Annotated in this window: 12 protein-coding genes and 3 tRNA genes; 3 read left to right on the top strand and 12 right to left on the bottom strand. The window is 54.6% G+C overall.

Annotation, left to right across the window (positions count from 1 at the left end; translation table 11 throughout):
- From hflK to nnr, 8 genes are all read right to left on the bottom strand, one after another.
- Nucleotides 1-1,260 (bottom strand): FtsH protease activity modulator HflK, encoded by a 1,260-nt coding sequence (hflK, locus tag F3J26_RS08640; protein WP_166877258.1) that lies wholly within the window; start codon nucleotides 1,258-1,260, stop codon nucleotides 1-3.
- A 210-nt stretch (nucleotides 1,261-1,470) separates the two neighbouring features.
- The gene (hflX, locus tag F3J26_RS08635; protein WP_008453606.1) at nucleotides 1,471-2,751 is read right to left on the bottom strand and encodes a ribosome rescue GTPase HflX; all 1,281 of its coding nucleotides are present in this window, start codon (nucleotides 2,749-2,751) and stop codon (nucleotides 1,471-1,473) included.
- A 75-nt stretch (nucleotides 2,752-2,826) separates the two neighbouring features.
- Nucleotides 2,827-3,138 (bottom strand): RNA chaperone Hfq, encoded by a 312-nt coding sequence (gene hfq / locus F3J26_RS08630; RefSeq protein ID WP_008453608.1) that lies wholly within the window; start codon nucleotides 3,136-3,138, stop codon nucleotides 2,827-2,829.
- 101 nt (nucleotides 3,139-3,239) lie between these two features.
- A complete protein-coding gene (miaA, locus tag F3J26_RS08625) occupies nucleotides 3,240-4,184 on the bottom strand; it encodes a tRNA (adenosine(37)-N6)-dimethylallyltransferase MiaA (RefSeq protein WP_166993308.1) in 945 nt (314 codons plus the stop codon).
- Nucleotides 4,177-6,054 carry a DNA mismatch repair endonuclease MutL gene (gene mutL / locus F3J26_RS08620; protein WP_166993305.1) on the bottom strand — a complete coding sequence of 626 codons (1,878 nt, stop codon included), beginning with the start codon at nucleotides 6,052-6,054 and terminating at the stop codon, nucleotides 4,177-4,179. The genes miaA and mutL overlap by 8 nt, the downstream gene beginning before the upstream one ends.
- A gap of 9 nt (nucleotides 6,055-6,063) precedes the next feature.
- Nucleotides 6,064-7,401, bottom strand: a complete 1,338-nt coding sequence (gene amiB / locus F3J26_RS08615; protein ID WP_166993302.1) for an N-acetylmuramoyl-L-alanine amidase AmiB — start codon at nucleotides 7,399-7,401, stop codon at nucleotides 6,064-6,066.
- Between the two features lie 13 nt (nucleotides 7,402-7,414).
- Complete coding sequence (gene tsaE / locus F3J26_RS08610) at nucleotides 7,415-7,876, bottom strand: tRNA (adenosine(37)-N6)-threonylcarbamoyltransferase complex ATPase subunit type 1 TsaE (RefSeq protein ID WP_008453617.1); 462 nt, start codon at nucleotides 7,874-7,876, stop codon at nucleotides 7,415-7,417.
- 4 nt (nucleotides 7,877-7,880) lie between these two features.
- The gene (nnr, locus tag F3J26_RS08605; RefSeq protein ID WP_166993299.1) at nucleotides 7,881-9,392 is read right to left on the bottom strand and encodes a bifunctional ADP-dependent NAD(P)H-hydrate dehydratase/NAD(P)H-hydrate epimerase; all 1,512 of its coding nucleotides are present in this window, start codon (nucleotides 9,390-9,392) and stop codon (nucleotides 7,881-7,883) included.
- On the opposite strand from nnr, the gene queG reads away from it, so the two are divergent.
- Nucleotides 9,391-10,530 (top strand): tRNA epoxyqueuosine(34) reductase QueG, encoded by a 1,140-nt coding sequence (gene queG / locus F3J26_RS08600; RefSeq protein WP_166993296.1) that lies wholly within the window; start codon nucleotides 9,391-9,393, stop codon nucleotides 10,528-10,530. The two genes, nnr and queG, sit on opposite strands and share 2 nt — an antisense overlap.
- 272 nt (nucleotides 10,531-10,802) lie before the next feature.
- Here queG and F3J26_RS08595 read toward each other — a convergent pair.
- The 4 genes from F3J26_RS08595 to orn all read right to left on the bottom strand — a co-directional run bounded on the left by F3J26_RS08595 (nucleotide 10,803) and on the right by orn (nucleotide 11,834).
- Nucleotides 10,803-10,878, bottom strand: a tRNA-Gly gene (locus F3J26_RS08595).
- 36 nt (nucleotides 10,879-10,914) lie between these two features.
- Nucleotides 10,915-10,990 (bottom strand) — tRNA-Gly (locus F3J26_RS08590).
- A gap of 37 nt (nucleotides 10,991-11,027) precedes the next feature.
- Nucleotides 11,028-11,103, bottom strand: a tRNA-Gly gene (locus F3J26_RS08585).
- A 185-nt stretch (nucleotides 11,104-11,288) separates the two neighbouring features.
- On the bottom strand, nucleotides 11,289-11,834 hold the full coding sequence (gene orn / locus F3J26_RS08580; protein WP_008453623.1) for an oligoribonuclease: 546 nt from the start codon (nucleotides 11,832-11,834) through the stop codon (nucleotides 11,289-11,291).
- A 113-nt stretch (nucleotides 11,835-11,947) separates the two neighbouring features.
- Between orn and rsgA the strand changes: the two genes are divergently transcribed.
- Nucleotides 11,948-13,003 (top strand): small ribosomal subunit biogenesis GTPase RsgA, encoded by a 1,056-nt coding sequence (gene rsgA / locus F3J26_RS08575; RefSeq protein WP_205246434.1) that lies wholly within the window; start codon nucleotides 11,948-11,950, stop codon nucleotides 13,001-13,003.
- A gap of 77 nt (nucleotides 13,004-13,080) precedes the next feature.
- Complete coding sequence (gene asd, locus F3J26_RS08570) at nucleotides 13,081-14,040, top strand: archaetidylserine decarboxylase (protein ID WP_166993290.1); 960 nt, start codon at nucleotides 13,081-13,083, stop codon at nucleotides 14,038-14,040.
- Nucleotides 14,041-14,181 lie beyond the last annotated feature (141 nt).

Below are 14,181 nucleotides of genomic sequence, written 5' to 3'. Positions count from 1 at the left end.
TTATTCACTCCCTACGCGCTGGGTATCGTTGCGCAGTGCGTTGGCACGGCGCTGATCCATGATATCGCCACTCGAGGAGGACGAAGAGGTACTGGCACTGCTGCTTGAGCTGGACGCTGGCGGCAGACGCAGCAAATTGTTCGCTGCGCTGTTATCGCTCTTCGCGGCCGGCTGCTGAGCGCCGCCCTTCAACATCTGATCCAACGGCAGCACCATCAGGTTGCCACCTTTATCGTTAACCAGCACTTTACGGGTGTGGCTAAGGACTTTTTCCATGGTTTCGATATATAGACGCTCACGAGTAATCTGCGGTGCGGCTTTATATTCTGGCAGCATCTTAGCGAAGCGAGCCACTTCACCCTGCGCTTCCAGAACGGTTTGTGCTTTATATGCACGCGCTTCTTCCAGAATACGCTGAGCCTGGCCGTTTGCACGCGGCTGTACTTCGTTGCTGTAAGCTTCTGCCTCACGGATGTACTGCTGTTCGTTCTCACGAGCGGCAATCGCATCATCAAAGGCGGCCTTAACTTCTTCTGGCGGACGTGCCGTCTGGAAGTTTACGTCCAGCAGCGTGATACCCATGTTGTAAGGCTTGATGGTTTCTTCAAGCTCACGCTGGGTATCGCTACGAATTACGGTACGCCCCTCGGTGAGGATCTTATCCATGGTGTATTTACCGATAACGCCCCGCAGTGCGCTGTCGGTGGCTTGACGCAGGCTGTCATCAGCACTGGTCACGCTGAACAGATAGCGCTGTGGATCGGTCACGCGGTACTGCACGTTCATCTCAACGCGCACGACGTTTTCGTCAGAAGTCAGCATCACACCGGACGCCGCAAGTTCACGTACCGACTCAACGTTCACTGCCTGAACGCTGTCGATAAACGTCGGTTTCCAGTTCAGACCCGGCTCAACGAGATGGCTGAATTTACCAAAGCGGGTCACAACACCGCGTTCGGCTTCTTTAATGGTATAGAACCCGGTTGCGGCCCAGATAATGACCGCGGCTGCAGCCACAATACCGATCACTCGACCGCCAATAGGATTGCCCGGCCCCTGCGATGCATTACCACCGCCGCTGCCACCGCTTTTCCCGCCGCCAAGGCCGCCGAGTTTTTTACTCAGCTTGCGGAAGATATCATCCAGATCAGGTGGCCCCTGATCGCGCCCTCCTTTGTTACCCCCAGAGTCGCCGCCAGGCTTGCTGCTTCCCCACGGGTCGCGGTCCTGTCCGTTATTACCGGGCTGATTCCACGCCATGTTTATGCTCCATATTTGTTGTGCGGTGATATCCCCCGAGGGGGAAATAGTCTTCAGGACATTTATACCCGTCATACTTCAAGCCGCAGGTGCGTTGGCTGCGCCCGCTCACCCCAGTCACATAGTTAGGCTATGCTCCTGGGAACTCTCGGCCTTGTCGCCTGCCTGCAACTCGAATTATTTAGGGTATATGAACCAGTCTGATGACATCTAAACGATGTAATCCGCGAGTGCCGGTTCTTGTTTACAGAGGCGACGCCAGTCCACGATAGGCATACGAACTTCTAACCCCACGCACCCGTCTTCCTCTGTCCACTCTTTTTCTATTGCCTGAAGCTGATAAAAACGGCTCCGCAAACGCCCTGCCTGAGGGGGTAAACGCAGCGTATGCTGCGCAATTTCACCAGACAAACGCTCCGTCAGAGCCTGGAAAAGCAGTGGGACACCGGCACCGGTCTGTGCGGAAAGCCAGACGCGGATCGGCACATTCTCGTCGTTCCTGTCGATACGCGGCTCAAACTCATCCAGCGCATCGATTTTATTCATGACCAACAGCGTAGGGATTTCATTCGCCTCAATCTCTTCCAGTACGGTATCGACTGCTGCAATGTTTTCCTGCATCCGGAAGTCGGCCGCGTCAATCACGTGTAACAACAGCGTGGCCTGACGTGTCTCCTGCAAAGTGGCCTTAAACGCCGCTACCAGATCGTGAGGCAGGTGGCGAATAAAACCGACAGTATCTGCCAGCACGGTTTCGCCCACATCGGCGACGTCAATACGGCGCAGTGTAGGATCGAGTGTGGCAAATAGCTGATCCGCGGCATAAACATCGGCCGCGGTAATTCTATTAAATAGCGTGGATTTACCGGCGTTGGTGTAACCCACCAATGAAATCGTCGGCACATCGGCTTTATTACGTGAACGCCGTCCCTGCTCGCGCTGTTTTTCTACGCGCTCTAACCGCGAAAGGATCAGCATAATACGATTGCGCAGCAGACGACGGTCCGTCTCGAGCTGGGTTTCCCCTGGACCACGTAAACCGATCCCGCCTTTCTGGCGCTCAAGGTGAGTCCAGCCGCGTACCAGGCGCGTAGCCAAATGGCGAAGCTGGGCCAGCTCAACCTGCAATTTACCCTCATGGGTACGTGCACGTTGGGCAAAAATATCTAAAATTAACCCGGTGCGATCGATAACACGACACTGGCACAGGGCTTCCAGATTACGTTCCTGGGCGGGCGATAACGCATGATCAAACAGCACAACCGACGCCCCAGTGGCCTTAACGGCCTCGGCAATCTCAACGGCTTTGCCTTCACCAACAAAATACTTTGGGTGCGGGGACTTGCGGCTACCGGTTACCACCTGCAGCGCTTCGACACCGGCTGAAGAGACCAGGGATTCAAACTCCGCCAGGTCTTCCATGTCTTTGTCTTGCGAAAAATAGATGTGAACCAGTACCGCCTGCTCACCGGCATCATAACGGTCAAACAAGCGTATAACCTCTCAAAAAGACCAGCGGGGAACGCAGTTGAACTGGTCCCCCGACCGGGAAAACAGCAAGCAACCTTATTCGGTTTCTTCGCTGTCTTGTTGCGGCGCAGAACCAGCCTGCGCGCTGCCGCCGTGATGGTAGCCGCCAGAACCGCCGGTGCCGGTGTTATTGCTATGATGAGAAACCGGACGAGACGGAACAACGGTAGAAATCGCGTGCTTATAGACCATCTGGCTGACCGTGTTTTTCAACAGGATCACGAACTGATCGAAAGACTCAATTTGACCTTGCAGCTTAATACCATTCACCAAATAAATAGAAACTGGAACACGTTCACGACGCAGTGCGTTCAAGAACGGATCTTGTAAAGATTGCCCCTTAGCCATTCTATCTTTTCCTTATATGTTTGTTGTTTGTCACTCAAGAGCGATTAGCTCTGAAAAACTGCGTAAAAATTTGCGCACGCTGACGATTCAATTGTACACATTCACCCATGCTTCGCACTAACAACCTGTAGCACTTCGCTGTATGCCTGCTCAGGTTTTTCACTGTCTAACCAGTGAACACCTTCCCAACCACGCAGCCAGGTCATCTGGCGCTTAGCCAATTGACGCGTCGCGCAAATACCTCGATAAACCATTTCATCGTATGACGTTTCACCGGCCAAATAAGCCCACATCTGGCGGTAGCCCACACAACGGATGGAAGGCATCTCCGTATGCAAATCTCCGCGAGCAAAAAGCGCCCGCACTTCTGCTTCAAAACCTGAAGCTAACATCTGATGAAAACGCTGCTCAATTCGCTGATGGAGCAGTTCACGGCTCGCCGGGGCGATGGCGAACTGATGCACCTGATACGGCAGAGCTTCTCCTGACGTTTGCGTCAGTTCCGTTAAAGTTTTACCCGAAATGAAAAAAACTTCCAGTGCCCGGGAAAGCCTTTGCGGATCATTTGGATGAATCCGGGCAGCGGCAACCGGATCGATTTCCTCCAGTTGACGATGCAGCGCATTCCATCCTTGCTCTGCCGCCTGTTGCTCTATTCTTGCCCTGACTTCCGGGTCCGCCGACGGCAGTGGCGAAAGCCCTTCCAGCAGCGCTTTAAAATAGAGCATAGTCCCACCGACCAGCAGCGGAATACACCCGGCGGCGGTAATTTCAGCCATCTCGGCCAGCGCATCACGGCGAAAATCTGCCGCAGAGTACGCCTGAGCCGGGTCAAGCAGGTCCAGTAACCGGTGAGGCGCCTGGGCTTGCTCTTGTTCCGTTGGCTTAGCGGTACCGACATCCATTCCACGATAGATGAGGGCCGAATCTACGCTTATCAACTCTACCGGCAAAGTTTTACGCAAATTAATAGCAAGTGCCGTCTTACCTGAGGCCGTTGGCCCCATTAAAAAAATCGCCTGTGGCCTTTTTTTATCTTCAGTCATCTTTCAGGGCGTTCATCGCCGATTGTAAATCAACAGGTTGCAGTAAACCGCTGGGGGGTGATTTCACCAACTGCGGGCAAAGACGTTCAACGTCTGCCAGCAGGGTAATCGCCTGAGCCTGACTCCACTGTTCATGATCGCTTGCCAAATGACGAGCAATCCACAAAGCCAGCTGGCCCGCCGAAACGTCCGCCTGTTGCGCCAGGTATCCTGGCAGTTCGTGAATCAAGATTTGTAAATTTTGTTTCCGTAAAGGTAAAGGTACCGTGCGAATTGTTATCTGCCGGGCATCGGTATCAAACTCAATGCCCATTTCTTTTAAAAGCGCCTGATATTTAACCAATACGTCATGTTCTTCGCGACTGACTTTCAGCCGGAGCGGAATCAGCAGCGGCTGAGCACGCAGGCCTTCACTCCCCGGCGCCAGTTGCGCCTGTTTTAGCCACCGTTCGGCCACCACCAGCGAAAGCAGCGAAAGTTTGCCCTGTCGCTCCAGCAAAGCTTTATCCGGCGGTAAAACCGTTAACACCCGGCCAAAACTTTGCGAGTGGCCCTCTAACGCAGCTGGTTCTTCAGCACGAACGGCAGGTTTTGGCTCGACCTCAGGCGTCTCAAGCAACTGATGGTAAAGGGCACCCTGCTGCTTTTGATAGCCAGGCGCTGCGTGTGGCCAAAGGGGCGTACCTCCGACCCCGGCTGGACGGCCACCGCTGCCAGATGTAGACGAAATCTGCCTTGGCGCAGTCTCACGGGGCTCACGCGCGACGGCTGGCGTGGCAAACTGATTGCGCCCGGCGGCAACACGGTTCTCCGGTTGCCAGCGCTCAACGGGCGTTTCCGCCGTTTCTTCCAGCGCCAGAGCGTTCTCACCCTGCTGCTGAAGTACGCTTATCACGCCCTGATAAATAAAGTCATGCACCAGCCGTGACTGATGGAAACGCACCTCATGCTTCGCAGGGTGAACGTTAACGTCCACCTGATGCGGATCGATCTCCAGATACAGCACAAAGGCTGGCTGCTGATCCACGCCCAGTTTGTCTTCACAGGCCTGGCGAATCGCATGGTTAATTAAGCGGTCGCGCATCATGCGCCCGTTAACATAACAATATTGGATCTCCGCCAGGGCCGAAGTGGTTGCAGAAGGCTCAGCAACCCAGCCACGTAGCATCAAATCCCCGTGCTGCCACTCAATGGCCAGCGCCTGTTCAAGAAACGGCGTACCGCAAATGGCCCCCAGGCGACGCTCGCGTGGCGCATCTTCCTGTACGGCACGGTACTGGCGGATCATTTTGCCGTTGTGATTAAGCGTGATAGAAACGTCGAACCGCGCCAGCGCAATGCGGCGGACCACTTCATCAATATGATTAAATTCGGTTTTTTCGGTGCGCATGAACTTTCGGCGCGCAGGCGTGTTGTAAAACAGATCGAGCACTTCGAGCGTTGTTCCAACGGGGTGCGCGGCTGGTTTGACCGTCACAGCCTGGTCACGCCCTTCGGCGTAGGCCTGCCAGGCTTCATTTTGTTCTGCGGTACGCGATGTCAGGGTCAGGCGGGAAACGGAGCTGATACTTGCCAGCGCTTCGCCACGAAACCCGAGGCTGATAATGGCCTCCAGATCGTCAAGCGAAGCAATTTTACTGGTGGCGTGGCGAGCCAGCGCCAGCGCCAGCTCTTCCTGCTTGATACCGCAGCCGTTGTCCCGAATACGAATGAGCTTCGCGCCACCACGTTCAATGTCGATATCTATGCGCGTGGCCCCGGCATCAAGGCTGTTCTCAACCAGCTCCTTCACTACCGACGCAGGGCGCTCTACAACCTCGCCAGCGGCGATCTGGTTCGCAAGCTGCGGCGGCAGAACCTGAATCGGCATGTTATCTCCTTAGTTGGTCACCGCGACCTGCTGCGGCGAACCCAGTTGGCTACGGGCAGTTTGCTCATTCGATGGAGCAGACTGCAGCGGGTGCTCGCGGAAATAGTTACGCAGCCCCTCATAAATGGCCTGAGCTATTTGCTGCTGGTAAGAGTCGCTGCCAAGCAAGCGCTCTTCGGAACTGTTGCTGATGAAGCCCGTTTCAACCAACAGAGAAGGAATATCCGGTGAACGCAGCACGCCCAGGCTCGCGTGTTCCGGGCGGCGCTTATGCAAAGAGCCTACGCGCTGCAGCTGAGCCAGCACTTTGGTCGCGACATCATACCCGACGCGCTGAGAATGACCGAACTGCAAATCCAGCACAGCCTGGCTCAGGTAGGGGTCGGCCTGGCTATTTGCCAGCACATCTCCCGCGCCGCCCAGCAACTCAGATTGTTTCTCGTGCTGCTCCAGCCAGCCCGCCATTTCACTGTTTGCACGGCGGTTAGAAAGCACCCAGACGGATGCGCCAGTGGCATCGCGATTCGGCGCTGCATCCGCATGAATGGACACAAGCAGGTTTGCATTCTGCTTACGTGCTACATCTGAACGCCCCATGACCGAGATAAAATAATCCCCATCACGGGTCAGTACGCCACGGAACATCGGGTCATCATTCAGCAGGGCTTTCAGCTTCCGCGCGATAGAAATAGTGACGTTCTTTTCCTGCGTGCCGCCGGGGCCAATCGCACCGGGATCCTGACCGCCGTGACCGGCATCAATGGCGACCACAACGGTATCCGACGGGCCACTGTTTTTTGCACGAGCCGCCGGGCGAGTCACGGTATTAGAACCTATAACGCCGGTGACCTGCTGAGGCTTAAAGGGATTACGGGCAGGATCTGGAGCCTGAACGGGGGCAACGGGTTCAACGCGCTTAGCCACAACCGGCGGCGGTGGTGGAGGTGGAGGTGGAGGTGCATCAGCGTTGATTGTAAAGATAACGGTATAGTTGGCACCGTTTTGCTGTTTCACCGCGCGGGTTTTACCAGGCTGGGTTAAATCGACGACCAGGCGCAAAGATTGATCGTCTTTTGGCTGTCCGGCGCTAATGCTTTTCACCAGATTACTGCCGCTAAACTGCAAAGGCAGTCCGCGAATCACGCCGGTTTGTTTGATATCCAGCGCAACGCTTCGCTTATTATCCTGTGAAAAAGTGTATTCCGGGTCGCCCATAAAACTAAAAGTGATACGTGCCTGATTTTCACCGTTGGAAACCTGAATATCAGACAGCGCCGCCGCCCCCGCTTGTGCACAGCACAGCAGCAGGAATCCAGCCATCAACCAACCTTTCACGCGATAGATCATCCCGTCATCCTTGCTATTTGGCTAACCGCGCCAGTAACGCTTCACCAGATGAGGAAACGGCGGCAATGCGCGCTTCGCGACCTTGCGCCTCGTAGCTCAGGTGAATTTCGACATCCGGGTCCGGGAGCACACCTGTCCCCTGCTGCGGCCATTCCACCAGGCAAATTGCGTCGTTGGTGAAATAGTCACGGATCCCCATAAATTCAAGCTCTTCGGGGTCTGCCAGACGATACAAGTCAAAGTGATAAACCATCAGGTTATCAAGCTGATATGGCTCAACTAATGTATAGGTTGGGCTTTTAACGTTGCCCTTGTGCCCCAGGGCCTGTAAAAAACCACGGCTAAAGGTGGTTTTGCCCGCGCCGAGGTCACCATAAAGGTAAATCACCGTCGCGCCCTCACAGGCCTGTGCCAGGCGTTCACCCAACGCTAACGTTGCCGCTTCTTCAGGTAATGCAATAACTCGATTCATAATGGCTTCAGGTATTCAAATCCGGGTTAACAAACAGGTAAAGCGTTGAAAGCAGGTCGCTTGCCAGCATGCCGCGCATGCCTCGCTGGCGAGCTAAAACATCAGCCGCCGCGCCGTGGGCCACGCAGCCTGCACAGGCAGCATCATAAGGGGTAAGCTTCTGTGCCAGCAATGCGGCAATGATCCCCGACAGCACATCCCCCATTCCACCGCTTCCCATCCCGGCATTGCCAACGTCGATAACGCCCAGCCGATCGTGGCTGGCAACCAGCGTGCCGGCACCTTTTAAGACCACGGTTCCGCCATAACGTTTGACCAAACGCCTTACTGCAAGTAAGCGGTCACTCTCAATTTGTGACACAGCGCAATTTAGCAGCCGTGCCGCTTCGCCGGGATGAGGCGTAATCACGCGATTCTGACGTTTATCCGGGTTGATTGCCAGAAGGTTAAGCGCGTCCGCATCCCAAAGCATCGGTTTACGGCTGTTTTCGACTTTCTGCAGCGCTTTCTTGCCCCATTCCTGCTGCCCAAGCCCTGGCCCAATGGCCACCACATCCGCCCATTCCAGAGCCTCATCAAGCGATTGTGGCGTCAGCTCATGAACCATTAACTCAGGGCAAGCGGTAAGCAGTGGCGCAACGTTTTCAGCACGAGTAAGTACCCGAACAAGACCCGCGCCTGCACGAAGCGAAGCTTCGCCGGCCATACGAATGGCTCCGGCAGTGCCGCTGTCGCCACCAATCAGTACCAGCCGCCCGTTATCCCCTTTATGCGAAGTCGGCCGCCTCGGTTTAATCCACCCGGCAAGCTGCTGAACATCAAACCGGGAAATGGGCGCGATCTGCCTTTCGAGCCAGGGTTCAAGCCCCAGAGCGGCATAGTGCAATCTACCAACCACATCTCGCGCCTTCCCTGTGAGTAAACCTGGTTTGAGTGCGATAAACGTCACCGTATCCGCCGCCTTAACCACCGTGCCGGGCACAGCGCCCGTTTCTGCCAGCAGACCAGAAGGAATATCCAACGCAACAACCGGTGCAGGGTGATCGTTTATATGCTCAATCAGTTGAGCAATACCTTCACGCGGCGCGCTACTTAAGCCAATGCCCAGCAAGGCATCAACAATCAAATCAACGTCTGCGGGCCAGATTTTATCGGGATCGTGCGGAACGCCGCCCGCATTAAGCCACGCTTCACGCGCCTGAGCGGCTTCTTCGGGCAAGGGCTTATCGCTTTCTACCGCCAGCAACGTTGTCTGAAAACCAGCCGCCTGCGCCAGCCGGGCAACGACATACCCGTCTCCGCCGTTATTTCCGTGCCCACAGACAATCAGCCAGTGGCGAGCGTCAGGATAACGCGTGCGGGCAATCTGAAATGCCGCTTCACCGGCACGCTGCATCAGTTCATAAAGCGTAATGCCCAGGCTATCGGCGGCGTCTTTTTCAGCATTACGCAGCCAGTCTGCCGGCCAGACCGAATGTGGTATACTTTTGACGTACTTTTTCAGGTTATGGTCCGTCATGTCACAGCCCCTCGATTACAATCAGTTAGCGCAAAGCATTAAACAATGGGGCAAAGATCTTGGCTTCCAGCAGGTCGGTATTACCGATACCGATCTCACCGCCAGCGAGCCGCAGCTGCAGGAATGGCTCGACAAGCAATATCACGGTGAAATGGACTGGATGGCCCGGCACGGCATGATGCGCGCGCGCCCACACGAACTGGTGCCCGGTACGCTTAGGGTCATTAGCGTTCGCATGAATTACCTTCCAACCAACGCCGCCTTCGCCTCAACGCTGAAAAACCCGCAGCTAGGTTACGTCAGCCGCTACGCGCTGGGCCGTGATTACCATAAAGTCTTGCGTAACCGCTTAAAAAAGCTGGGGGAAATGATTCAGTCCCACTGCTCCACGCTGAATTTTAGACCTTTTGTTGACTCCGCGCCGCTTCTTGAGCGCCCCCTGGCCGAAAAAGCCGGGCTGGGCTGGACAGGTAAGCACTCACTAATCCTTAATCGCGAGTCGGGTTCGTTCTTCTTCCTCGGCGAATTGCTGGTCGACATTCCGCTGCCGATTGATTCCCCCGTTGAGGAGGGCTGCGGCCGCTGTGTAGCCTGCATGACCCTTTGCCCGACCAACGCCATCGTCGAGCCCTACACGGTGGACGCAAGACGGTGTATTTCCTATCTGACCATAGAACTTGAAGGCGCAATCCCGGAAGAATTCCGGCCGCTTATCGGCAACCGCATCTACGGCTGCGATGACTGCCAGCTAATCTGCCCGTGGAACCGCTACTCGCAGCTTAGCGAAGAAGATGACTTCAGCCCTCGTAAGGCACTCCATTCTCCGCCGTTGATCGAGCTGTTTGCCTGGAGTGAGCAGCACTTCCTGCGCGTGACCGAAGGTTCAGCGATCCGTCGCATTGGCCACCTTCGCTGGCTGCGTAATATCGCCGTTGCGCTGGGCAACGCGCCCTGGGATGAGGCGAATCTGGCCGCGCTTGAACAGAGACAAGGTGAGCACCCACTTCTGGATGAGCACATTGAATGGGCGATTGCGCAACAATTAGCCAGACGAAGCGAGCAGGCCGTTGAGGTTCAGTTACCGAAGAAACAGCGTCTGGTGAGGGTGATTGAGAAAGGGCTTCCGCGCGACGCGTGATATGTCCACAGCGTGTGCATAACATTCAAAAACACGTTGTCATTCAAGTGTCAAAATTTCTGCAAGCATTACATTAATATTTCGACACTAAATTAATACCTTAATTATCAATGCATTAAAATATTGGTGTAATAAATATTACATTTGTAGAAGATGCGAGGAACGACAGAAGGCTGTGGATAAGTCTGTTCATAGTTGTATTGCAAGACAGCAAAATACCATCCGCGACGCTTGCTGGACGCTGTGGATAATTTATGCTTGAAAGGAAAATTTGGAGCGGGAAACGAGACTCGAACTCGCGACCCCGACCTTGGCAAGGTCGTGCTCTACCAACTGAGCTATTCCCGCTTGGGTGGTGCGTGGCTGTAAAAGCCAATCAAATTTTGGAGCGGGAAACGAGACTCGAACTCGCGACCCCGACCTTGGCAAGGTCGTGCTCTACCAACTGAGCTATTCCCGCTTGGGTGGTGCATGGCTGTAAAAGCCAAATCAAATTTTGGAGCGGGAAACGAGACTCGAACTCGCGACCCCGACCTTGGCAAGGTCGTGCTCTACCAACTGAGCTATTCCCGCTCTGTGTAACGCTGCAAATTCTGCATCGGTACGGGAGGCGCATTATACGAGAATTCGTTTTTGTCGCAAGCCCTCAAGCGTTTTTTTTCGCGATTTTCGTCTGACTGCTGGTTAAATCGCCATGATGATTATTTTATCGTCGTCTTTGGCTATTTTCCCCTCACCTTTCGGCAAGGGGACTGTTTTTAAAGCTTAATAAAATTCTCGCGATAGTAAGCCAGTTCCGCTACGGACTCGCGAATATCGTCCATCGCCTGGTGGGTCCCCTGTTTTTTAAAGCCGGGCAGAATTTCTGGCTTCCAGCGGCGCGCCAGCTCTTTCAACGTGCTCACGTCGAGGTATCGATAATGGAAGTAGGCTTCCAGCTCAGGCATATACTTAAACAAGAAGCGACGATCCTGCCCGATGCTGTTCCCGCAAATTGGAGATGTATTCGCCGGCACCCACTGCTTCAGAAACTCCAGCGTCGCCAACTCCGCAGCACGGTCGTCAAGCGAGCTTGCTTTCACGCGCTCAACCAGCCCGCTTGCGGTATGGGTGCGAACGTTCCAGTCATCCATTAACGCCAGCTGTGCATCAGACTGATGTACCGCGATGGTTGGCCCTTCTGCCAGAATGTTCAGGTTGGCATCAGTCACCAGGGTAGCAATCTCAATAATGCGATCCCGCTCGGGATCCAGACCGGTCATTTCTAAATCAATCCAAATCAGATTGTTTTCGTTTCCACTCATGTTATTTTCCACCCTTCTTGTGCGTCCCCCACCCTTGACGATGGGTTAATTCGTATAAAATAGTGTGTATCATAGAGGTTTTGCCCCCCAGGGGCGACCAGGAGCCAGTACGCTTGAGCAAAAATAAACTCTCCAAAGGACAGCAGCGCCGCGTCAACGCGAACCACCAGCGTCGTCTGACAAAAACCGTGGAGAAAGCCGACTATGACGATGCCCAGTTTGGTGAACCGCGCGAAGGCACGGTCATCAGCCGCTTTGGCCAGCATGCGGACGTCGAGTCGCACGAAGGCACGGTACATCGCTGCAACATTCGTCGCACCATTCGTTCGCTGGTTACCGGCGACAAGGTAGTCTGGCGCCTGGCGAAAGAGGCCGCCGAAGGCGTCTCGAAAAAAGGGATTGTGGAGGCCGTGCATGAGCGTACCTCCGTTCTGACCCGCCCAGACTTTTACGACGGCGTAAAACCGATTGCGGCCAACATAGACCAAATCATCATCGTTTCGGCCATTCTGCCGGAGCTGTCGTTGAATATCATCGACCGCTATCTCGTTGCCTGCGAAACCCTCGACGTTGAGCCACTGCTGGTGCTGAACAAAACCGATCTGCTGGACGATGAAGGCCGGGCCTTCGTTAACGAGCAGATGGATATCTACCGCAAAATTGGCTATCGCGTGCTGATGGTTTCCAGCTATAAAGCAGAAGGGCTTAAAGAGCTTGAAGCCGAGCTCGTGGGCCGCATCAGCATCTTTGCGGGCCAGTCCGGTGTGGGTAAATCAAGCCTGCTGAATCACCTGTTAGGCTTCACCGATAAACAAATTCTGGTGAATGACGTTTCCGACGTCTCTGGTCTTGGCCAGCACACCACCACGGCTTCCCGCCTTTATCACTTCCCGGGCGGCGGTGATGTCATTGATTCCCCCGGCGTACGTGAGTTTGGCCTCTGGCACCTCGAGCATGAACAAATCACCCACGGGTTTGTCGAATTCCATGATTATTTAGGCCGTTGTAAATACCGCGACTGCCGCCACGACAATGACCCAGGCTGTGCCCTGCGAGAAGCCGTGGAACAAGGCCAGATCGCTGAAACACGTTTCGAAAACTACCACCGTATTCTGGAAAGCATGGCGCAGGTAAAAACGCGTAAAAGCTTTTCTGATACGGACAACTGACAATTAAGCTGGGCGTCGCTAGAATCGCCCCTTTTCTGTATCGGCCCACATAGAGGGCATTTAGCCAGGAGGCTATTTTGTTAGACAACATTAAACTTTCGCTGCAGTACATTCTGCCAAAACTGTGGCTGACTCGCCTGGCGGGCTGGGGCGCAAGCAAACGTGCTGGCTGGCTGACCAAACTGGTCATCGATCTGTTCGTCAAATACTACAAAGTCGACATGAATGAGGCGCAGAAGCCGGACACCGCCGCTTACCGCACCTTCAATGACTTTTTTGTGCGCCCGCTGCGCGACGACGTGCGCCCGGTAAATACCGATCCTAACGTGCTAGTGATGCCGGCCGACGGTGTGATCAGCCAGTTGGGCAACATCGAAGAAGATAAAATCCTGCAGGCAAAAGGCCATAACTACAGCCTGGAAGCGCTGCTGGCAGGTAACTACCTGATGGCCGACCTGTTCCGCAACGGCAGCTTCGTCACAACTTATCTTTCACCTCGCGACTACCACCGCGTGCACATGCCGTGTAACGGCATTCTGCGTGAAATGATCTATGTTCCGGGTGACCTTTTCTCTGTCAATCACCTGACGGCGCAAAACGTCCCTAACCTATTTGCCCGTAATGAACGCGTGATCTGCCTGTTCGACACCGAGTTTGGCCCAATGGCGCAAATTCTGGTTGGTGCTACCATTGTTGGCAGCATTGAAACCGTTTGGGCTGGCACCATTACGCCACCACGTGAAGGCGTGATTAAACGCTGGACATGGCCTGCAGGCGAAAGTGAAGGCGCCGTTGCACTGCTTAAGGGCCAGGAAATGGGTCGCTTCAAGCTGGGCTCGACGGTGATTAACCTCTTTGCACCGGGTAAAGTAAACCTGGCAGAGCAGCTGAAAAACCTGTCCGTCACCAAAATCGGCGAAGTGCTGGCTGTCTCAAGCGAACCCGTCATTGAGCCTGAAGTTCCGGTGAGCGAAATCCCTGCCGAGGTGCTGGACACCAAAGCAGACGAACCCGAAGCGCCAAAAACCGCAGAATAACGTCTAAAATCAGGCGACCGGTCACCCCGGAGCCTGCAAGCTCACAGCACTTAACCACGAAAATCAACCCATTGATTTTCTGCTAAAACATCCAAGAGGGAGACATGGTTTTCCCTCTTTCCCAGCAACGTTATAGGTAAC

Source organism: Enterobacter sp. Ap-867 (genome assembly GCF_011752855.1).
In the GTDB taxonomy this organism is placed as follows: Bacteria; Pseudomonadota; Gammaproteobacteria; order Enterobacterales; family Enterobacteriaceae; genus Cedecea.
Note: the sequence above shows the minus strand (reverse complement) of the source record. Positions and strands in the feature narration are given on the sequence as shown.